18 protein-coding genes are annotated in these 19454 nt (G+C 70.2%); 14 read left to right on the top strand and 4 right to left on the bottom strand.

Annotation, left to right across the window (positions count from 1 at the left end):
* Window positions 1–172: 172 nt before the first annotated feature.
* The 4 genes from IG98_RS0107400 (at window position 173) to IG98_RS0107385 (ending at window position 5522) form a co-directional block, all read left to right on the top strand.
* On the top strand, window positions 173–2353 hold the full coding sequence (locus tag IG98_RS0107400) for a hypothetical protein (RefSeq protein WP_051751717.1): 2181 nt from the start codon (window positions 173–175) through the stop codon (window positions 2351–2353).
* A gap of 162 nt (window positions 2354–2515) precedes the next feature.
* Window positions 2516–3415, top strand: coding sequence for a permease-like cell division protein FtsX (locus IG98_RS46635; RefSeq protein WP_157594193.1), 900 nt, complete (start codon window positions 2516–2518; stop codon window positions 3413–3415).
* A gap of 142 nt (window positions 3416–3557) precedes the next feature.
* Complete coding sequence (locus tag IG98_RS0107390; RefSeq protein ID WP_030907449.1) at window positions 3558–4451, top strand: glycosyltransferase family 2 protein; 894 nt, start codon at window positions 3558–3560, stop codon at window positions 4449–4451.
* Entirely contained in the window at window positions 4452–5522 is a 1071-nt protein-coding gene (locus IG98_RS0107385) for a glycosyltransferase family 4 protein (protein WP_030907445.1), read from the top strand.
* Between the two features lie 13 nt (window positions 5523–5535).
* Here IG98_RS0107385 and IG98_RS0107380 read toward each other — a convergent pair whose 3' ends face one another.
* Window positions 5536–6501 (bottom strand): lysylphosphatidylglycerol synthase domain-containing protein, encoded by a 966-nt coding sequence (locus tag IG98_RS0107380; protein ID WP_063766170.1) that lies wholly within the window; start codon window positions 6499–6501, stop codon window positions 5536–5538.
* A 178-nt stretch (window positions 6502–6679) separates the two neighbouring features.
* Between IG98_RS0107380 and IG98_RS0107375 the strand changes: the two genes are divergently transcribed.
* The 4 genes from IG98_RS0107375 (at window position 6680) to manB (ending at window position 10819) form a co-directional block, all read left to right on the top strand.
* The gene (locus tag IG98_RS0107375; RefSeq protein WP_030907439.1) at window positions 6680–7519 is read left to right on the top strand and encodes a class I SAM-dependent methyltransferase; all 840 of its coding nucleotides are present in this window, start codon (window positions 6680–6682) and stop codon (window positions 7517–7519) included.
* A gap of 7 nt (window positions 7520–7526) precedes the next feature.
* Window positions 7527–8495 carry a lysylphosphatidylglycerol synthase transmembrane domain-containing protein gene (locus IG98_RS0107370; protein WP_245651425.1) on the top strand — a complete coding sequence of 323 codons (969 nt, stop codon included), beginning with the start codon at window positions 7527–7529 and terminating at the stop codon, window positions 8493–8495.
* A gap of 90 nt (window positions 8496–8585) precedes the next feature.
* The gene (locus IG98_RS0107365) at window positions 8586–9707 is read left to right on the top strand and encodes a glycosyltransferase family 4 protein (RefSeq protein WP_030907434.1); all 1122 of its coding nucleotides are present in this window, start codon (window positions 8586–8588) and stop codon (window positions 9705–9707) included.
* 32 nt (window positions 9708–9739) lie between these two features.
* On the top strand, window positions 9740–10819 hold the full coding sequence (gene manB, locus IG98_RS0107360; RefSeq protein ID WP_245651424.1) for a mannose-1-phosphate guanylyltransferase: 1080 nt from the start codon (window positions 9740–9742) through the stop codon (window positions 10817–10819).
* Window positions 10820–10870: 51 nt separating this feature from the next.
* Here the strand turns inward: manB and IG98_RS0107355 are convergent, their stop codons facing one another.
* Entirely contained in the window at window positions 10871–11071 is a 201-nt protein-coding gene (locus tag IG98_RS0107355) for a hypothetical protein (RefSeq protein ID WP_030907428.1), read from the bottom strand.
* A gap of 221 nt (window positions 11072–11292) precedes the next feature.
* Between IG98_RS0107355 and IG98_RS0107350 the strand changes: the two genes are divergently transcribed.
* The 3 genes from IG98_RS0107350 to IG98_RS0107340 all read left to right on the top strand — a co-directional run bounded on the left by IG98_RS0107350 (window position 11293) and on the right by IG98_RS0107340 (window position 16284).
* Window positions 11293–13917 carry a bifunctional FO biosynthesis protein CofGH gene (locus IG98_RS0107350; RefSeq protein ID WP_084195175.1) on the top strand — a complete coding sequence of 875 codons (2625 nt, stop codon included), beginning with the start codon at window positions 11293–11295 and terminating at the stop codon, window positions 13915–13917.
* A 101-nt stretch (window positions 13918–14018) separates the two neighbouring features.
* A complete protein-coding gene (locus IG98_RS0107345) occupies window positions 14019–15749 on the top strand; it encodes a substrate-binding and VWA domain-containing protein (protein ID WP_245651423.1) in 1731 nt (576 codons plus the stop codon).
* Between the two features lie 280 nt (window positions 15750–16029).
* Entirely contained in the window at window positions 16030–16284 is a 255-nt protein-coding gene (locus IG98_RS0107340) for a hypothetical protein (protein ID WP_030907419.1), read from the top strand.
* A 212-nt stretch (window positions 16285–16496) separates the two neighbouring features.
* Here IG98_RS0107340 and IG98_RS46630 read toward each other — a convergent pair whose 3' ends face one another.
* Together IG98_RS46630 and IG98_RS0107330 are read right to left on the bottom strand one after the other, a co-directional pair.
* Window positions 16497–17225, bottom strand: coding sequence for a hypothetical protein (locus tag IG98_RS46630; RefSeq protein WP_030907416.1), 729 nt, complete (start codon window positions 17223–17225; stop codon window positions 16497–16499).
* Window positions 17222–17560, bottom strand: a complete 339-nt coding sequence (locus IG98_RS0107330) for a hypothetical protein (protein ID WP_030907413.1) — start codon at window positions 17558–17560, stop codon at window positions 17222–17224. The genes IG98_RS46630 and IG98_RS0107330 overlap by 4 nt, the downstream gene beginning before the upstream one ends.
* Before the next feature lie 398 nt (window positions 17561–17958).
* Between IG98_RS0107330 and IG98_RS0107325 the strand changes: the two genes are divergently transcribed.
* The 3 genes from IG98_RS0107325 (at window position 17959) to tgmA (ending at window position 19451) form a co-directional block, all read left to right on the top strand.
* Window positions 17959–18789, top strand: coding sequence for a helix-turn-helix domain-containing protein (locus tag IG98_RS0107325; protein ID WP_051751716.1), 831 nt, complete (start codon window positions 17959–17961; stop codon window positions 18787–18789).
* Window positions 18768–18980, top strand: a complete 213-nt coding sequence (locus IG98_RS0107320) for a DUF397 domain-containing protein (RefSeq protein WP_037969496.1) — start codon at window positions 18768–18770, stop codon at window positions 18978–18980. Before IG98_RS0107325 ends, IG98_RS0107320 begins: the two co-directional genes overlap by 22 nt.
* Window positions 18981–19181: 201 nt before the next feature.
* Window positions 19182–19451 carry a putative ATP-grasp-modified RiPP gene (gene tgmA / locus IG98_RS0107315; protein ID WP_030907403.1) on the top strand — a complete coding sequence of 90 codons (270 nt, stop codon included), beginning with the start codon at window positions 19182–19184 and terminating at the stop codon, window positions 19449–19451.
* The last annotated feature ends 3 nt before the right edge of the window (window positions 19452–19454 follow it).

Raw genomic sequence — 19454 nt, 5'->3', positions numbered from 1 at the left:
TTGGGACCGGTGATGCCGCAGCCCAGCCCACCCGACCACTCTTCCCCCTTCTGACGCGCTGCGCGTACGCTACCGGCTTCCGTACCCGGGAGACGCCGGGCGGCACGGCGCCGCCGTCCCGCGTGCCCGTGCCCGGCACAGGCCTCGGTTGCCAGTACGCTCGGGTCGAATCATGACCACCGGCTGGCTGGATCGTACGCGCGGGCCCTCGGCGGGCCTCTCGGCGGGCAAGGTGCTCGCCGTGGTCTCGGTCGTGCCCGCGCTCGTCCTGGCGGGCTGGCTGCTGGCCGGGTTGCCGCTGCTGCTGCTCGGCTGGTTCCGGCCGCTCGCCGCGGTCCCGCTGGGCCTGTCGGCCGCCGCGCTGCTCTGCCGGTACGGCCTGCGGCGCCTGCCGGAGACCATCCCGGCGACGGCGTGGCAGGTCAGCGGGGTGATCGCGGTCGCACTGGCCTCGGGGGTCTTCAACGGCCTGTTCCGCAGCGAGCAGCTGATCGTCCGACGCGACCCCGCCACCTACGCGCAGTACGGCATCTGGCTGGCCAGGCACGGCTCGCTGCCGGTGCCCTTCCAGGAGCAGGCCTTCGGCGGCCTCGACCCGGCGCTGCACTTCGACAGCGTGGGCTTCTACGGCTTCGGCGGCGCGGTCGTGCCGCAGTTCATGCCGGGGGCGCCGATGCTCCACGCGGTGGGCGCCTGGCTCGGTGACGTCGCCGGGCTGCTGCTGGTGCCACCGGTGCTGGGGGCGGCGGCGGTGCTGGTGCTCGCCGGGGTCGTCGCCCGGTTCGTCGGGGCCCGCTGGGCGCCTCTGGCCGCCCTGGTCTTCGCCGTCAGCCTGCCGATCCTCTACACCTCGCGGACCACCTTCAGCGAGATCCCGTCCCTGATCCTGCTCTTCGGCGGCCTCGCCCTGCTGTACGACGCCGAGGCCAGGCTCCGCTCCGCCGTCTCCGCCTCCCCGTCGCCCGGCCCCCCGGGCGGTGCGGAGGCAAAGAGCCGTTCCGGCGCCGCCGGTGCCGGCCCGGCGGCGATCCGCTCCGCGCGGACCGGGGCCGCCCTGGCGGGGCTGGTGTTCGGGCTGGCCGTCATGGTCAGGATCGACGGGCTGCGCGACGTGCTTCCCGTGCTCGTCTACGCCGGGCTGCTCATCGCCGTCCGCCGGGCCGGGAACCGCGACGCGGGGCGGCTGGGCGTACCGCTGCTCGGCGGGCTGGCGGTGGGGGCCGGGCTGGGTTTCGCCGCCGCCTACCTGCTCTCCCGCCCCTACCTGACGTACCTGTCGGGCTCGCTCGTCCCGCTGCTGGCCATCTGCGGCGCGGTCGTGGTGCTCACCGTCGCGGTGGCGGCGCTCGCTCCCCGGCTCGCGGCGCCGCTGCGGCGTGTCGCCCGGATGCCGAGGCTGCCCGAGATCGCCGGCGGCCTGGTGGTGCTGGTCGGGGCGGCCTTCGCGGCCCGGCCCTGGTTGCAGACCGTGATCCGGCCACCCGCCACCGTCGAGGACCGGCTGACCGCCGACTTCATCGCCGGGGTCCAGCGGGTCAACGGCCTGCCGATCGACGGTTCCCGGCTCTACTACGAGAACTCGGCGTACTGGGTGATCTGGTACGTCGGGCTTCCCGCGGCGCTGCTGGCCACCTTCGCAGCGGCGCTGCTCACGCGCAGGCTGGTGCGGGGGATGGCTCCGGAGTGGCTGCTGCCGCTGGCCGTCATCGCCTGGACCACGGTCACCACGCTCTACCGCCCCGGGATCACTCCCGACCAGCCGTGGGCCGCCCGGCGGCTGGTCCCCGTCGTCATCCCCGGCCTGATCCTGCTGGCCGTCTGGGGCCTGGACCGGGTACGCGAGCGGGCACGCGGGTCCGGGTACGGTCCGCGTGCCCGCAGCGGCCTCGGCACGGCCGGTGCGGTCCTCCTTCTCGCCCCGGTGGCGTTCGTCTCGGGGGGAACCGCTTTCACTCCGATCGAGCGCGGCGAGCGCGCCGCGGTCGAGGCGCTGTGCGCGGCCCTGCCCGCGCGTGCCTCGGTGCTCGTCGTCGAGCGTGTCACCGCCGCCCGCTTCACCCAGCTCGTCCGGAGCAGCTGCGGTCTGCCCGCCGCCCGGGTCACCCTCTATCGCACCAACGTTCCCAGGACGAGCGACGTCACCCGCCTGGCGGCCCGTATCCGGGCGGCCGGCCGCGTCCCGGTCCTGCTGGCCGCCGAGGCCCGCCAGGTCTCCGGGTACGGCACCCCCGTCCACATCATGAACCTCCGCGTCCGCCAGGACGAGCGCTCCCTCGTCGACCCCCCCAACGGCACCTGGTCCCTGGCCGCCGACGTCTGGATGACGGTTCCTCGTGAGGATCCGAGAACCTGAGAAAAGCGATCATCGAATCGCAGGGGTGCGTGTCAGGATATTGGCGGAAAGATTTGCTTATATCTAGGTGGCACATTGAACGTGACGGATCCGACGGTCGGCTCGGATGATGGAGACGCCGGGACCCGCGGTGCACGGGGCCTTGGCCCTGTGCCCGCCGACATGGCGGCCTTCGAGACCGAGGAGTCGTCCCTCGGGAGCCCCGGGCAGGGGGTTCGTGCCGGGAGGTGGGCCGGGGTTCGTCGTGCTCTGCCGGCCAGTGTGGTGGTCGCCGCCGTGCTGCTCGGGGCGGTGGGGAGTATCGGCTCGCCTCTCCTGGAGGGCACCGCCAGGGGAGTGGCGGCTCCCGATGGGCCGTGGCCCGGGAACAAGGAGGTGTCCCCGCCGCCGGACGACTGGCCCCAGGGCGGTACGTTCTCCGTCTTCCTGTGCCAGGATCAGGACCCCTTCGAGCAGTGCCACAGTCGGGCGATCACGGCGAATCAGCGACGCGCGCTTGAGGCGAGGCTGCGGGCGATGCCCGAGGTGGCGGAGGTGGAGTTCGAGTCCCAGGAGGAGGCGTACGCGAACTTCAGGGAGCAGAACGCCGACAACAAGGTTCTGCTCTCCGCCATCCAGCTGGAGGACATGCCGGAATCGTTCAGGGGCAGGCTCCATCGGTGGCGTGACCTCGCACCGTTCGGATCCGCCATGAAAAAGGTGCCGGGCGTCTCCAATGTCATAGCTTTCGGAGGGTTCTTCTGGCAGGGCAGAGCGGACGTCGTCGTCTCGCTGTGCGGGCGTAAAGGGACGATCTTCGCCTGTAAGGGGCGGGGGCCGGTCACGGTCCGGGAGAGGAAGGCCGTCGGGGCCAGACTCATCGCGCTGCGGGAGATCGAGAGCGTCTACTTCGAGGACGTCGCCCACGCCCGCCGGACATGGGCGTACCTGTGGGGGGAGAAGTTCAGCGACGCACCTCTTCCCGAGAGCTACCACGTCAAGCTCGCGGATCCGGGGGGTGCGCCGGTGGTCATCGACGCGGTCGAGGGGATGGCGGGCGTCAAGTCGGCCGAGAGCGCGTGAACCGAGACTTCTCCTGGCCGAGAGTCACCTAAGAATGCTCCGGGAAGCTGTCCTGAGAAGGTGATGTGCGACCGGCTTGTGGCTGGGCAGAGTATCCTCGCCCGTCGGAGAGCATGCCCGAGAGCCTGAGAGTGGATCAGCTGTGGACGCAACGCCGTACGTGACCATCGTCCTGCCCTGTTACAACGAGCAGGACCACGTCATCGCCGAGGTCGAGCGCATCTGCGAGGCGATGGACCACAGCGGATACACCTACGAGCTCGTGGCGGTCGACGACTTCTCCACGGACAAGACCCTGGCCAGGCTGGAAGAGGCCGCGCCGAGGTTTCCGCACATGCGGATCAGGGCCTTCCACCGCAACGGCGGTTCCGGCACGGTGCGCAGGATCGGCACCCAGGAGGCGCGCGGCGAGATCGTCGTGTGGACCGACGCCGACATGACCTACCCGAACGAGCGCATCCCCGAGCTCATCCAGATCCTGGAGAAGGATCCGGCGATCGACCAGGTCGTGGGCGCGCGGACCAGCGAGGAGGGCTCGCACAAGTTCCTCCGGGTGCCGGCCAAGTGGTTCATCCGCAAGGTGGCCGAGCGGCTGGCCGGGCAGAAGATCCCCGACCTCAACAGCGGGCTGCGGGCGTTCCGCAAGTCGGTCGCCAAGCCCTACCTGCGGCTGCTGCCGCCGGGCTTCTCCTGCGTCACCACGATCACGCTGTCGTTCCTGTCGAACCAGCACGACGTCTACTACCTGCCGATCGCCTACAGCAAGCGGGCCGGTACGTCGAAGTTCAGCTTCGTCTCCGACGCGTACCGCTACATCCTGCAGGTGCTGCGGATGATCATGTACTTCAACCCGCTCAAGGTCCTCATGCCGCCCGCGATCTGGCTGATCTGCATCGGGCTGGCCAAGGGGGTCTACGACAACGTCAAGACGCCGTTCTACCTGGCCAGCAACACCATCGTGATCTTCATCTCCGGTCTGCTCATCGGCTCGCTGGCGCTGCTGGCCGACCTCATCGTGCGCTCCAGGAGCGAGTAGATGCGGATCGCCGTCGTCGGGCCGACGTACCCCTACAAGGGCGGCGGCGCCGCGCACACCACGGAGCTGGCCCATCGGCTGAGCGCGGCCGGGCACGACGTGGTGATCGAGTCGTGGCGGGCGCAGTACCCCTCCTTCCTGTACCCGGGGCAGCAGACCGTCGACACCCCCGACGGCGAGCCGTTCCCGCACGTCCGGCGTGACCTCGACTGGCGCCGCCCGGACGGCTGGGTCCGCGCCGGACGACGGCTGCGGAGCACCGACCTGGTCGTCCTCGCCGTCCTCAGCCCGGTGCAGGTCCCGGCCTACCTGGGCATCCTTTCCGGCCTGGGGCGCAGGACCCGGGTCGTGGCGCTCTGCCACAACGTCCTGCCGCACGAGCGCAAGCCGTACGACACACCGCTGATGAAGGCGCTGCTGCGCAGGGTGGACGCGGTGCTCGTGCACTCCGGGCGGCAGGCCGCGCAGGCCCGCGAGCTGACCGCCGCGCCCGTGCGGGTGGCCGAGATGGCTCCGCATCTGCCATCGGGGAGCGCGGGACGCGGCCCCGCGGAGGGTGTGCACGACCGGCTGCTGTTCTTCGGCCTCGTCCGGCCGTACAAGGGGCTTGACCTGCTCGTCCGGGCGCTGCCCGAGGGTGTGTCGCTGCGGGTGGCCGGGGAGTTCTGGGGTGGCCAGGAGGAGGCGACGAGGGCGCTGGTCGCCGAGCTCGGGCTGACCGGGCGGGTGGAGCTGCGGCCGGGCTACGTGCCGGCGGCGGACGTGCCCGAGCTGTTCGCGGACGTGGACGCGCTGGTGCTGCCCTACCGGAGCGGGACGGCCAGCCAGCAGGTGTGGTTCGGCCACGAGCACGGGGTGCCGGTGATCGCCAGCCGGGCGGGCACGCTCGGCGACCACGTCACCGACGGGGTGGACGGGCTGCTGGTCGAGCCGGGTTCGGTGGAGGAACTGCGCGCCGCGCTGACCGCGTTCTACCGCCCGGGCGAGCCCGAACGGCTCCGCGCCGGGGTCAAGGCGGTCGACCCCGAGCCGTACTGGACCGCCTACGTCGAGGCACTGGTCTCGCGCTGAGCCGGGCCGGGTCTCAGGCGGTGCCCTCCCGGGTCGCCACGGGCTCGGGGCCCGCCGGCCGGCCGGGCTCCCCGGCGGTGCCGGAGACCCTGCCCCACAGGAAGCCGATCCCGGCCCAGCTCACGTCGGCGAGGGTGAACATCACCCGGGACACCACCGCGGCCACCAGCGCCCCGGGGGAGTCGAGCACCGGAGCCAGGGCGAGCACCATAGCCCCCTCGCGGACGCCGATCCCGGCGGGCACGACCACGGTGAGGATGCCCGTCGCCCAGGCCAGCGCGTACGCGCCGGTGGCCACCAGGTACCGGGAGTCGCCGGAGGCGCCCAGGTCCGCGATGGGAAGGAGCAGGTGGGGGCCGTAGGTCAGCCAGCCGGCCACGGTGAGGGCCACCGCGGTGAGCACGGCACGGCCGCTGAGCAGCCGGCCCTGCCCGAGCGGTTCCTGGCGGGCGATCCGCATGGCCAGGTTGAGCCCGAAGGTGAGCACTCCGGGGTGCAGGCAGACGGCGATGACGGGGATCAGCGCCAGCAGGTACCACGCCTGGGTCATGGTCTCGCGCAGGGTCACCGCCGCCACGACGAGGGCGCAGCCGAGGGAGACCAGCACCGACAGGGTGATGGAGCCGAACATGCGCCGGGGCGGGACGCGGTGGTCGCGGCCGAGCTCGATCATCGCGGCGTACGCCCAGACGCTGCCCGGCACGTACTTGCCGAGCTGGCCGACGAAGAAGATCCTCGCGGTGGTCCCGAGGGGCAGCGGGGAGCCCATTCCGGCCAGCAGCGCCCGCCAGGCCAGCATCATGAGACCGATCCCGGCCATCACCGACAGGTAGGACCCGGCGAGCGACCACCAGGAGAGCTGCGAGATCGCGGCCACGGTCCCGTCGCGGTTCCTGGCCAGGCCGTAGCCGAGGAAACCCACCGCGACCAGCGCGAGCAGCACTCGGAGCAGGCGGCTTGACCGCAGTCGGCTGAGCATCCGCCAAGGGTACGACGCTCTTCTTACTCGGCGGTAGGGTCGCCGGTCACCGGTACTCTTGGGCGGCGTGGTGGAGCGCCCGCGGGCGGCGTGCGCGGTCCGGCACCATCCGGAGGGGAAGTCCCGGCGTCATGCGAACCGGCGGCACGCGAAGGGGAAGAGGAGCGGTGAGCGAGTGATGAGCGCCGAGCGGGTCGCGCAGCTTGAGTACTCCGAGTTCCAGGCGGCGATGCTGGACGAGGAGAAGCGCCGCAGGAAGGCCGCGAAGATCGTCGCGGTGCTCGGGCACTTTCTCGGCAGGGAAGAGGACGTCCTCGCCGGTCTGACCGTCGCCGACATCGGCTGCTCGGCGGGGTTCATCGCCGACGAGCTGGCCGCGGCGGGCGCGAGCCGGACGTTCGGCGTCGACATCGACGTGCCGGGCCTGCGCAAGGCGGCCCAGCGGTTCGGCGAGCGGGTCGAGTTCGTCTGCGCAGACGGCACCGCACTGCCCTTCCCCGACGGCTCGATCGACGTACTGGTCTTCAACCACATCTACGAGCACGTGGTCGACCCGGACGCGATCATGGCCGAGATGCGCCGGGTGCTCTCCGCGGACGGTGTGCTCTATCTCGGGCTGGGCAACCGGCTCGGTGTGATGGAGCCGCACTACAAGCTGCCGTTCCTGTCCTACCTGCCGCCCGCGGCGGCCGACCGCTACGTGCGGCTCTTCGGCCGGGCCGACAGCTACTACGAGCGCTATCGCACCCGGCGCGGCCTGCGCAGGATGGTGCGCGGCCTGCGGGTGTGGGACTACACCTTCCCGGTGCTCGCCACCCCGGCGGCGTTCGCGGGTGACGAGCTCTTCGGCGGTGCGGCGGGGCGGGTGGCCGGTGGCGTGCTGTCGCGGCTGCCCCGTCCGGTGCTGCGCGCCCTGCTGCCCGTGGTGCCCACCTACCTGTGGGTGGCGACCAGGGGTGAGCGCCGCCCGGCCGGGCGGTCGCTGCCGCAGCCGCCCGAGTCGGTACGTCCCCTGTGAGCCCGCGGTGAGCGAGGACGAAGGAGCCGTCCGATCCGGCGCGTCCACCCTGAGACGGCTGGCCCGCGTCGCCTTCCTGCTCCTCGCGCTCGGGTTCGGCGCCTGGGTGGTGCTGAGTCAGTGGGACGACATCCGCGCGGGGTTCGCCCGGCTGTCCGCACTGTCGCTCGTGTTGTCGCTGGTGGCGGTGCTCGCCGCGCTGTGCGGCGGGATGATGACCTGGCGGGCGCTGCTGGCCGACCTGGGCTCGCCGCTGCCGCTGCGCGCGGGGGCGAGGGTCTTCTTCGTGGGCCAGCTCGGCAAGTACATCCCCGGTTCGCTCTGGCCGGTGATCGCCCAGATGGAGATGGGGCGGGAGCTGGGCGTTCCCCGGTCGCGCAGCGCGGCGGCGTTCTTCCTGACGCTACCGGTGCAGCTCGGCAGCGGCCTGGTGGTTTCGGGGGTGACGCTGCTGGCGGCCCGGCCGGGCGCGGCCGCGCCGTACGCCTGGGCGTTCCTGCTGATCCCCGTGCTCGCGGTGGCCTTCGAGCCGAGGGTGGTCAACGCGGTCCTCGGTTTCGGGCTGCGCAAGCTGAGGCGCGAGCCGCTGGAGCGCCCCCTCACCCGCAGGGGCATGCTCACCGCGCTGGGCTGGGCACTGGGCGGCTGGATCGCGTACGGACTGCACCTGGCGGCGATCGTGCACGACCTCGGACCTTCCGGGTTCTCCGCGGTCCTCTTCTCCATCGGCGCGTTCGCCCTGTCGTGGTGCCTGGGCATCATGACGTTCGTCGTCCCGGCGGGGGCGGGCGTGCGGGAGGTGGCCATGGTGGCCGTCCTGGCGCCCGTGCTGGACCAGGGATCGGCCATAGCGGCGGCGCTCTGCTCCCGGATTGTGATCGTTCTTGGCGATCTCGTCTGCGCGGGTCTCGCGGGTCTGGCCGCGCGCCATGCCGCGGCTTCCAATAAGGACCACGCTTCGGGAAAAGCCGTGTGATTTCCCCCATGATTTCGGAGACTCTGGCAATAGAGTGAACGAAGGAAGGGGACGGCCGTCCCGTGTGAATCATGAGGGGAGCGATCCTTCTTGACGCCTAGAGTGCTCGTCGACGCGGCCGCGGTTCCGGCCGATCGCGGTGCGCTGATCAGGTACGTCGATGGACTCGTCGCCGCGCTGGACAGGGCGGGCGCTGATCTCGTGGTCGTCTGCCAGCGTGCCGATGCCGCCCGATATACCGGACTGGCGCCCTCCGCGCGGATCGTGCCGGGGCCTCACGGGATCACCAACAGGGCCGCCCGCCTGACCTGGGAGCAGACGGGTCTGCCCTTCCTCGCCCGGCAGGTCGCCGCCCAGGTCATCCATGCCCCCTACTACTCGATTCCGCTGAGCTCGGGCCTGCCGACCGTGGCGACGGTGCACGACCTCACCTGTTTCACCGAGCCCCTGCAGCACGACGCGGTCAAGGCGGCGTTCTTCCGCGCGGCGACCCGCACGGCGGTCCGGCACGCCAGCCGGGTGATCGTGCCCTCCAAGGCGACCAGGGACGAGCTGATCAGGCTGCTCTCGGCCGATCCGACCCGGATCGACGTCGCCTACCACGGTGTCGATCCGGCGCTGTTCCATCCGCCGTCCGAGCGTGAGGTCAAGCACGCCTCCGACCGGCTCGGCCTGCACGGCACCCCCTACGTGGCCTTCCTCGGCCCGCTGGAGCCCCGCAAGAACGTGCCGAACCTGATCCGCGGCTTCGTACGCGCGGTGGAGGACATCGCCCACCCGCCCGCCCTGGTGCTCGCCGGGGGCATCCGCGACGTCGAGGTGGACGCCGCGGTGGAGCAGGTCCCCTCGACGGTACGGGTGCTCCGTCCCGGCTTCCTGTCCTTCGCCGACCTGTGCGGTTTTCTCGGCGGGGCGGTGATCGCGGCCTTTCCCTCGCGGGGCGAGGGTTTCGGGCTGCCGGTGCTGGAGGCCATGGCCTGCGGCGCGCCGGTGCTCACCACGCATCGCACCTCGCTGCCGGAGGTGGGGGGCGACGCGGTCGCCTACACCGAGCCGGACGCCGAGAGCATCGCCGCCGCGCTGCGCACGCTGCTCTCCTCACCCGAGCGCAGGGACGTGCTGTCCGCGGCGGGTATCGCCCGTGCCAAGGAGTTCACCTGGGACGCCTCGGCCGAGGCACACCTGCTCTCTTACCAGCGCGCGGCCGAGTAGTGAGTTAACCTCGCGGAATGATGGAGACACCTTTGCCGGACCTAGAGGCGATTCTCCTTGTCGGTGGACGAGGGACGCGCCTGCGTCCGTTGACGCTGGACACCCCGAAACCTCTGTTGCCCACGGCGGGAGTTCCCTTCCTCTCCCACCAGCTCGCCCGTGCCAGGGCCTTCGGCGTGCGGCGCATCGTGTTCGCCACCTCCTACCGGGCGGAGATGTTCTCCGAGGCGTTCGGGAACGGCGAGGCCTTCGGCCTTGAACTCGAGTACATGACGGAGGAGGAGCCGCTCGGCACCGGCGGGGCCATCCGCAACGCCGCCAAGGCGCTGACCTGCGGCCCCGATGATCCGGTGCTGGTGCTGAACGGCGACATCCTGTCCGGTCACGACATCGGCGACCAGATCGCGACGCATGTCGCGCGGGGGGCCGCCCTCACCCTGCACCTGACCGAGGTGGACGACCCGTCGCGCTTCGGCTGCGTGCCGACCGACGACGACGGGAGGGTGACCGCCTTCCTGGAGAAGACCCCGAACCCGGTCACCAACCGGATCAACGCCGGATGTTACGTCTTCACCCGCTCGGTGATCGACACGATCCCGGAGGGGCAGGTCGTCTCGGTCGAGCGCGAGACCTTCCCCGGCCTGATCGAGGACGGCGCCCTGGTGCTCGGCTACGCCGACGCGTCCTACTGGCTCGACGTGGGCACGCCCGCCGCCTTCGTGCAGGGCTCCCGCGACCTGGTCCTCGGCCGGCTCGTCTCGCCCGCACTGCCGGGTCCCACCGGTGACTTCCTCGCGCTGCCCGGCGCCATGATCTCGCCCGAGGCCAAGGTCTCCGGCGGTTCTGTGATCGGCGCCCGCGCGATCGTGGAGTCGGGGGCGCAGGTCGGTGGCAGCGTGCTCGGAGACGACTGCATCGTGCACTCGGGTGCGGTGGTGGTCGACTCGGTGGTCGGCATCGGCGCGCGCGTCGACTGTGGAGCGGTCCTGAGGGATGTGGTCGTCGGCGACGGAGCCGTGGTCGGCCCCGGGAACGAACTGCTCGCGGGCAGCCGGGTCTGGCCCGGTGTGGTGCTCCCCGAGTCCGCGATCCGCTTCTCCAGCGACATCTGACCGGTCCCGCCGTACGGCGTGCGGGAGGTGTTCTCCCGGCGGAACGCGGGGTCAGCCGGCCACCGGGGTCGGGCGGTGCGCGGCCACCCGCTCGCGGGCCGCGCCCGCCCGCGCGTGACCGGTGATCGTGCTGAGCGCCCCCTCGTCGGGGAAGGGGTCCTGGCGATGCCAGTCGAGGCTGTCGCGGGTGTCGGCGCCCACCAGCGGGGCGAGGACGGCGATGGCGACAAGGGTAAGGAGAAACCAGAACATCTTCGGCTCCTGGGGGTGGGGTCCGAGGTAGGTGCCTCGGTGGAGGACCGGGGGTCTTCGTGACTGCGAAGGTTCCGGCTGACATGTCTAAATCTATGTATCTGCAAGCATTTATGTCTATCTAGATCTGCTTGTAGTGATTCTTTAGCGAATCTGAAGCGTTGGATCGAGGTCCGGTACCCGCCGCCGGGCAGATGAGCGCCGCGCCGTACTGTGACGTCATGAGTCCCAACCCCACCGACAACGCGATGCGCCGGGCTCTGGCCAGGGCACGCGATGGCAAAACTCTTGATATCGCTGAGGCCACAACCCTGTTGCACGCCCGGGACACACACCTGGAGACCCTTCTTGACCACGCCGGGAGGGTCAGGGACGCGGGTCTGGAGGCGGTCGGGCGACAGGGGATCATCACCTACAGCCGCAAGGTCTTCATCCCCCTGACGAGGCTCTGCCGGGACCGCTGCGGATACTGCACCTTCGCCACCGCCCCGCACAAGCTGGAGAGTCTGTTCCTGAGCCCCGACGAGGTGCTGGAGATCGCCGCGCAGGGCGCGGCCATGGGATGCAAGGAAGCGTTGTTCACCCTGGGGGACCGGCCGGAGGACCGCTGGCACCAGGCCCGCGAGTGGCTGGACGCGCACGGCTACGACGACACGCTCTCCTACGTCCGCGCGATGGCCGTGCGGGTGCTTGAGGAGACCGGGCTGCTGCCGCACCTGAACCCGGGCGTCATGACCTGGCGGGACCTGCAGCGCCTCAAGCCGGTCGCGCCCTCCATGGGCATGATGCTGGAGACGACCTCGCGGCGGCTCTTCGAGGAGAAGGGGCAGCCGCACCACGGTTCGCCCGACAAGGACCCCGCCGTGCGGCTGCGCGTGCTGGAGGACGCCGGACGGACGAACGTGCCGTTCACCAGCGGCATCCTCATCGGCATCGGGGAGACGGTCGCCGAGCGCGCCGAGTCGCTGTTCGCGTTGCGCAGGGTGGCGCGCGAGTACGGCGGCATCCAGGAGATCATCGTTCAGAACTTCCGTGCCAAGCCGGACACCGCGATGCGCGGCATGCCCGACGCGGACCTGCAGGAACTGGCCGCCACCATCGCGGTGACCCGGCTGGTGCTGGGGCCTAAGACGAGGGTGCAGGCCCCGCCGAACCTGGTCGACTCCGAGTACGAGCTGATGATCAGAGCGGGCATCGACGACTGGGGCGGCGTCTCGCCGTTGACGCCCGACCACGTCAACCCCGAACGCCCCTGGCCGCAGATCGACGACCTCGCCGCCCGCACCGCCGCCGCCGGGTTCACGCTGCGCGAGCGGCTGACCATCTACCCCGAGTTCGTGCTGGCGGGGGAGCCCTGGCTGGACCCGAGGCTCAACGCGCACGTGGCCGCCCTGGCGGACCCCGACACCGGCCTCGCCCGCGAGGACGCGGTCGTGACCGGCCGCCCCTGGCAGGAGCCCGACGGGGGCTTCGTCTCCCTGGGCCGCGTCGACCTGCACACGGCGGTCGACACCGAGGGCCGTACCGCTGACCGCCGTGATGACTTCGACCACGTCTACGGAGACTGGGAGGCGCTGAAGGAGCGCCTGCCCGCCGCGGAGGGCACCGCCGGGAGCGGCGCCGTCAGGGGCGATGTGCGGGAGGCACTGCGGCAGGCCGAACGCGACCCGGCGAGGCTGAGCGACGCCCAGGCACTCGTCCTTCTCGACCTCGCCGGGGACCCGTCGGGCGCCGGAGCCGACGACGCCGCGCTGGACGAGCTCTGCCGGATCGCCGACGGCCTGCGCAGGGAGGCGGTCGGTGACGACGTCACCTACGTGGTGAACAGGAACATCAACTTCACGAACGTCTGCTACACGGGCTGCCGCTTCTGCGCCTTCGCGCAGCGCCGTACCGATGCCGACGCCTACACCCTCTCGCTGGACCAGGTCGCCGACCGTGCCTGGGAAGGATGGCAGGCGGGGGCGACCGAGGTGTGCATGCAGGGCGGCATCCACCCCGACCTGCCCGGTACCGCGTACTTCGACATCGCCAGGGCGGTCAAGGCCAGGGTGCCCGGGATGCACGTTCACGCGTTCTCGCCGATGGAGGTCATCAACGGGGCCAGCCGCACCAACCTGTCCATCGAGGACTGGCTGGTCGCCGCCAGGGAGGCGGGCGTCGACTCGCTGCCGGGTACCGCGGCGGAGATCCTCGACGACGACGTCCGCTGGGTGCTGACCAAGGGCAAGCTGCCCACCGCCGAGTGGGTCGAGGTCATCTCCACCGCGCACCGGGTCGGCATTTCGACGACCTCCACGATGATGTACGGCCACGTCGACAACCACGCGCACTGGGTGCGGCACATCCGGCTGATCCGCCGCATGCAGGAGGAGACCGGCGGGTTCTCCGAGTTCGTGCTGCTGCCGTTCGTCCACCACAGTGCGCCCATCTACCTGGCGGGGATCGCCCGCCCGGGGCCGACGGCGCGGGAGAACCGGGCGGTGCACGCGCTGGCCCGCGTCCTGCTGCACGGCGCGATCGCCAACATCCAGTGCTCCTGGGTGAAACTCCAGGACGGGCTCTGCCGCGAGGTACTCATGGGCGGGGTCAACGACCTCGGTGGCACGTTGATGGAGGAGACGATCAGCAGGATGGCCGGGTCGGAGAACGGCTCCTTCAAGACGATCAGTGAGATCGAGGCCATGGTCGCCCCGACCGGGCGGCCGATCCGGCAGCGGACCACCTCCTACGGCGTGCCCGACGCCGAGCGGCTGGCCGCGGCCAGGGCGAGCGACGGGGTCTGCCAGAGCGTCCGCCCCAACGCCCTTCCGCTGCTCCCGCTGGAGGCGCCGACAAAGTTATAACAAGTTCTATATTTGCTTGCCTTCCGCGAGGGGTTCATTGACACAATCGTCTTTCTCCTCTAGCGAGAGGTCTCCGTGTGCCCTCCTCCGGTCGACACCGTGTGGCCGTCGGCGCTGAGCGGCGTCGACGTCAGGTCCTGCTGCGCCTGTCGCTGGCGGCGGTCGCGATAGCGGTCGCCCTGGCGGGGAGCACCGTCCTGGTGCTCGACCAGGCGGGGGGCTCGTGCTCGGCCCGCGACCCGGTGCTGGTCGGGGTCGCCGCCGCCGTCGACATCGCCCCGACCGTCATGGAGGCGGCGGGGCGGTTCAACCAGAGCAGGGCGGGCGTCGACGGCCGGTGCGTGCTGGTGCAGGTGACCGAGCAGCCGCCCGCCACGGTGCTCCGCACCCTGCTCGGCGGCACCGCGGGGGTGCTCAGCGAGCGTCCGGACGGCTGGATCTCCGACTCCTCGGCCTGGATCCGGCTGGCCCGCAAGCAGGGGGCCGCGAACCTGGCCGGCACCGAGACCGTCATGGCGACCTCGCCCCTGGTCTTCGCCACCCGTAAGTCCCTGGCCCGGCGTTTCGCGGTCGGTAAGACCGACATGAACTGGCGGATGGTCTTCCCCGCGACCACCCGTGGCCGGATCCGGCCGACAGAGAACGAACCCGACGTGGTCCGCGTCCCCGACCCGTCGCTCGCGGGTGCCGGAATCGCCACCGTGGCCGCGGCCAGGGACGTGGTCGGCAGCGGCGCCGAGGCCGACCGCGCGCTCACCGCGTTCGTCCGCTGGGCGCAGGCGGGGGCGGCGCCCGACTACCGGACCATGCTCGCCGCCGTCGACGACCGCTCCTTCTGGCAGCGCCCCGTGGTGATCGTTCCCGAGCAGTCGGTCTGGGAGCACAACCGTCGGCCGTCGGACGACCCGGTGACCGCCCTGCATCCCCGTGAGGGGACCATCAACCTCGACTACCCGTACGTGGTCACCTCCCCCGACGAGGCGAAGGCGAGCGGGTCGAGGGCCTTCGCGGCCTGGCTGCGCTCCCCCGAGACCCAGGAGGCGGCCCGCAGGGCGGGCTTCCGCTCACCCGACGGCTCCCTGGGCCCGTACTCACCCGGTCCCGAGATCCCGACCGAGGCGCCCCGCACCCGCCCGACCATCCTGCCCGGCATGATCGACGAGGCGCTGGCGGCGTGGAGCAGGCTCGCCCCGCCGACCAACATCCTGGTGCTGGCGGACAGCGGCAAACACATGGCCGGGCCGATCAACGGGCAGCGGGGGAAGGCCCGGCTGACCGTCGCCCTCGACGCCGCCAGGCTCGGTCTGCAGCTTTTCCCCGACTCCACGCACATGGGCATGTGGGAGTTCTCCTCGGCCAAGGGCGAGGACCAGCGCGAGCGGGTGCGCCTCGGCCCGATCACCGAGCCCGACGGCGGTCAGGTCATCCGGCGCAGCCGCCTGGAGGAGCTGACCCGGACTCTGCGCGCCGACCCCAAGGAGCCCAGCGCCCTGTACGACTCGATCATCGCGGGGTTCCGCGCGCTGACCGAGTCCTACGACGAGACCATGAACAACACCCTGCTCGTCATCACGGCGGGCAAGGACGACGGCAAGGGCATCTCCAGCGCCAAGCTGGTGGAGAGGCTCCGCGATGACTGGAACCCCGAGCGACCCGTCCAGATCGTCGTCCTCGCCTTCGGCGCCGACCTCGATCGCGCCGCCCTGACCCAGATCACCTCGGTCACCAACGGCTCCCTGCACGTCGCCCAGCGTCCAGAAGAGATCATCGACGTCTTCCTGTCCGCCCTGGCCCGCCGCCTCTGTCACCCCACCTGCGCCAAGGCCCCCTGACCACCTGCCGCCGGGGGTGGGTGACCGCTCCGGCCGGAGGTCTGGATCGTTCCAGCGAGGAGATCGGAGAGGGTACCTGGAATTTCAGTAGTCATTGGCCTACTCTTAGTGACGAAATCCTGCTTCTCTCCAGGTAGGGGTACATCGATGGAAAGTGCCGACAGTCGGATCATGGCGCTCATCGTGATCGCAACGATCGTGTTCGCCATCTCGCAACTCTGACAGTTCCCCGTAAGCCGACAGTGACGAGGATCCTGCTTCCCCCCGGTAGGAGTGCGACGTGGACAGTTCGAACGGCCGGATGCTGGCCCTGGTTGTAGTGGCCACGATCGTGTTCGCCGTCGGACGGCGCTTCCAGCGGACGATGGACGCCTGGGCAGGATGGGGCAAGGCGATCGAAACGGCCGCCGAGGCCGCGTCGAAGATTCCTGACGCCAAGTCGGCGGCCTGGAAGGCGGTCCGCCGCATGATCGGGGTTGGCCTGGTAGCGCTCATCCTGTTCGCGGTGGTCGCGAACGTGATCCGCTACGGCTGATCCTCCGAAACCCAGATCGGGCCCCGGAGCCTTGCGGTGACCGGAAACGGTGCCGGCTCCCGTGAGGGCCGGGCGCCTGGTCGCTCCCTCTCCTCGCTCTGCGCGACATGGGGGATCGGCGTCGCGGGAATGCGCCTGTGAGCGGGGCCCTCGGCAGGGCGTGGTCGGTCGGGTGTGACCGTCCTGTGGGAAGGAGCTCTGCCGAGGGGGTCTCAACCGGTCCTGCTCACCAGGCGTGGCGCGGGCTGGAGGTCGTGGAGGCGGACGATCAACTGGGTGGCGAGCACCCTGCGCAGCAGGGCGGTCTCGTCCAGGCCGACGAAGACGTTGTGCCGGTCGGTGTGGATCGCGGTTCTTCCTGGGCCGGGGCGGAAGATGTCGGCCAGGATCGCTGCGGGCTCGCTGCGGGCCGCCGTGGCGACGGCGGAGGACTTGCGGAGTTGCAGACAGGTGGCGAGCGCCTCGGGAATGCAGTCCCGGCAGGTCGCGGGGGCGCTGGTGTAGCCGCTGCCCTCAACCCCTCGGATCGCGCGGAACGCGGTGGCGGTGATGACCCAGGGAATACGCCCGGTCTCCGGGTCGGTCGCCTCCTGGCCGCAGACTTGGCAGAGGACGCGTTCCATGCATCGCCACTGGCGGGCGGTGTTGAGCATCCGCCACAGCGGTGCGCCCTGGCGGTTGTCCAGGATGCGAGCGCGCAGCACCCCGTTGTCGGCCCGATCTCCGGGGCGTGGGGTGACGTAGGCGAGCCGTGGAGTGGTGAACGGCCTGCGTACGAACACCAGGGGGTGCGGCAGCGCCTCGTCGGCATGCGCGATGACATACGGGACGCGAAGCCGCATCGCCACCTCGCTCTTTCCGCCGGGCGAGCCGTCAGGGGCGGCCTCGCCCGGCCCGCTCTTTCCCTGGGCCGACTCGTGAGGAACGGTCGCGCCGGTCATGGCCTCCCTCCGGGATGGGCCGACAGGATCAGCTCCGCCACCTTCTCGGGCCGCTCCCTCCTGATGTTCCGGAGAGCGGGAACGTTGGGAAGGGACACCAGATAGCCGCCGGGACGCGGCCCCATGGTCACCGACGCGACCGTCCGCCCGCTCTCATCGCAGGCCACCAGCTCGGGGGCGTACCGGGTGCGCTGTCCCAAGGGCCACGACTTACCGCCCTCGGACAGCTTCAGGCCGATCGTGTGTACGGCGTAGGAGTGAACTCCCTTTGCCTTCAGCAGCTTCTGCACGACGGCCAGTGCCCTGTCGTGGTTCTCCGCCGTCGCGTCGGTCACGGCGGTTTTTTGATCCGTTCCCCTTGCGGGGACCATTGCTCTTTCCTGTCTGATGGTCACTTTCCCTGCCCTTTCTGGCCTCCACATTGAGCCGGTGAGTTGCGATGTCGTCGCGGGGTTTCAGAACACCGGCATCAGTCAGCTTTGATCCTGAAATAAGCGCGTCACCGCACCCGTCATCTATGTCCGATAAACAGCTTATGGGTGCCGCATCGGCAGTAGATTTCGGTGTGGGACGAGACTTATATCGTCCGCCGATTTCTCGCTTCTCCCTTCATAGCTTGCTGCTTGGGGAGTACTTTGTGGGAAAACTCGAAAGGGCAATCACCCTGCAAGCTGTGCTTTAGATGTCCGACGGATGTGTTGGATGTCGCCGGATACCCCATCGGGAGGTAGCTATGCCTGCACCGCGCGAGCTGGACCCAAAGGCGGGGAGAAACGCGGCATTCGGCGTTGAACTGCGGCGCCTGCGTTTAGAGGCGGGCCTGACCCAGGAAGAACTGGGGAACCGGATCGGATATTCGACGAGCCAGGTCGGTTCCGTCGAAGTCGGGAAGCGCGCTCCCACGGAGCCGTTCATCGCGGGGTGCGAGACGGTCTTCGGGCCGGGTCTGCGGGAGGTGTGGGCCGATCTCTCGAAACACAAGGACAGGGCGCCCAAGTGGTTCCGGCCCTGGCTGGACGAAGAGGCGGAGGCGGTGTCACTCAAGACATGGCAGCCGCTGGTCGTGCCGGGACTGCTCCAGACCGAGGCGTACGCACGGGTACTCCTGCGGTGTGAGCCCGGTTTCGGCCATGAGCAGGTCGAGGCCCTGGTCGCAGCGAGGCTGGACCGGCAGGAGATCCTCAACCGCACCAACCCGCCGATGTATCTGGTGATCCTCGACGAAGGTGCGCTCAGTCGCCCCATCGGAGGTTCGGAAATTATGCGAGAGCAACTGACGCACCTCGTCAAAGCCGCTGAGGCACCCCACATCACAATCCAGATCACGCCGCTTGGCGCCAACTCCGGTCTGAACGGGGCGATTGCCATCGCACAGGCATCCGACAGGCAGCGGCACACGGTCTACCTGGAAACGGTCGGTCAGCCGGTCGTATCAAGCAACTCGGATCTCATCGCTATGGTTACCATGAAGCTGGATGCCCTCAGGGCGGAATCCCTCCCCCAGGGTGCGTCGCTGGAACTCATCCGGAAGATGGTGGAGAAGTGGACCTCACGGCTGAACTGAACACCGCGGCCTGGCGTAAGGCGAGTCGTTCCGGCACGAACGGCGGCGACTGCATCGAGGTCGCTCCGCTCTCCCAGGGGCGCGTCGCCATTCGTGACACGGAAGCCCCTGACCAGGCCCCCTATGTGGTGCGGGGCGAGGTCTGGGCGGCGTTCGTCGATGGTGCCAAGAAGGGCGAATTCGACTTCTAACCCTTCCCAAGCTGAGAAAACCCCCGGCTGTGCAGCCGGGGGTCTTCGTTTTGGATCACACAGCCGTGTCTGTCGTACGACAGACACGGCCGACACCTGGCATGCCCTACTGCTCGCCCCTAGCGTCGGTGGAGATCCGTTCCCCACACGGAGATCTGTCCGCCGGCGCCCCATGCGCCGCCTGACGAAGGAGCGCATGACATGTCGAACGATCGGCCCATGCAGCCTTGGGGCCTGGGACGGATGACCCAACGTCTTCCAGAGGTGTTGCCGCCGTACGAGACGACCAGCTTCGACCCCGCAACACAGCTCACCCGCTTCTACGACGCGGGCGGCGCGGTCGTGGATATGGGGAAGGGCACCAACAGGTCCTTCGTCACCGTCACCGTGTCGCGGGGCGGCGGAGGTGATGGTTCCGGCGGAGCCGCGCAGGTGGCAGACGACTCCGAGAACGATTCCGCATCGGACTAGTGG

This window comes from Streptosporangium amethystogenes (assembly GCF_000721075.1).
In the GTDB taxonomy this organism is placed as follows: domain Bacteria; phylum Actinomycetota; class Actinomycetes; order Streptosporangiales; family Streptosporangiaceae; genus Streptosporangium; species Streptosporangium amethystogenes.
This window is presented reverse-complemented; position numbering and strand designations above follow the sequence as displayed.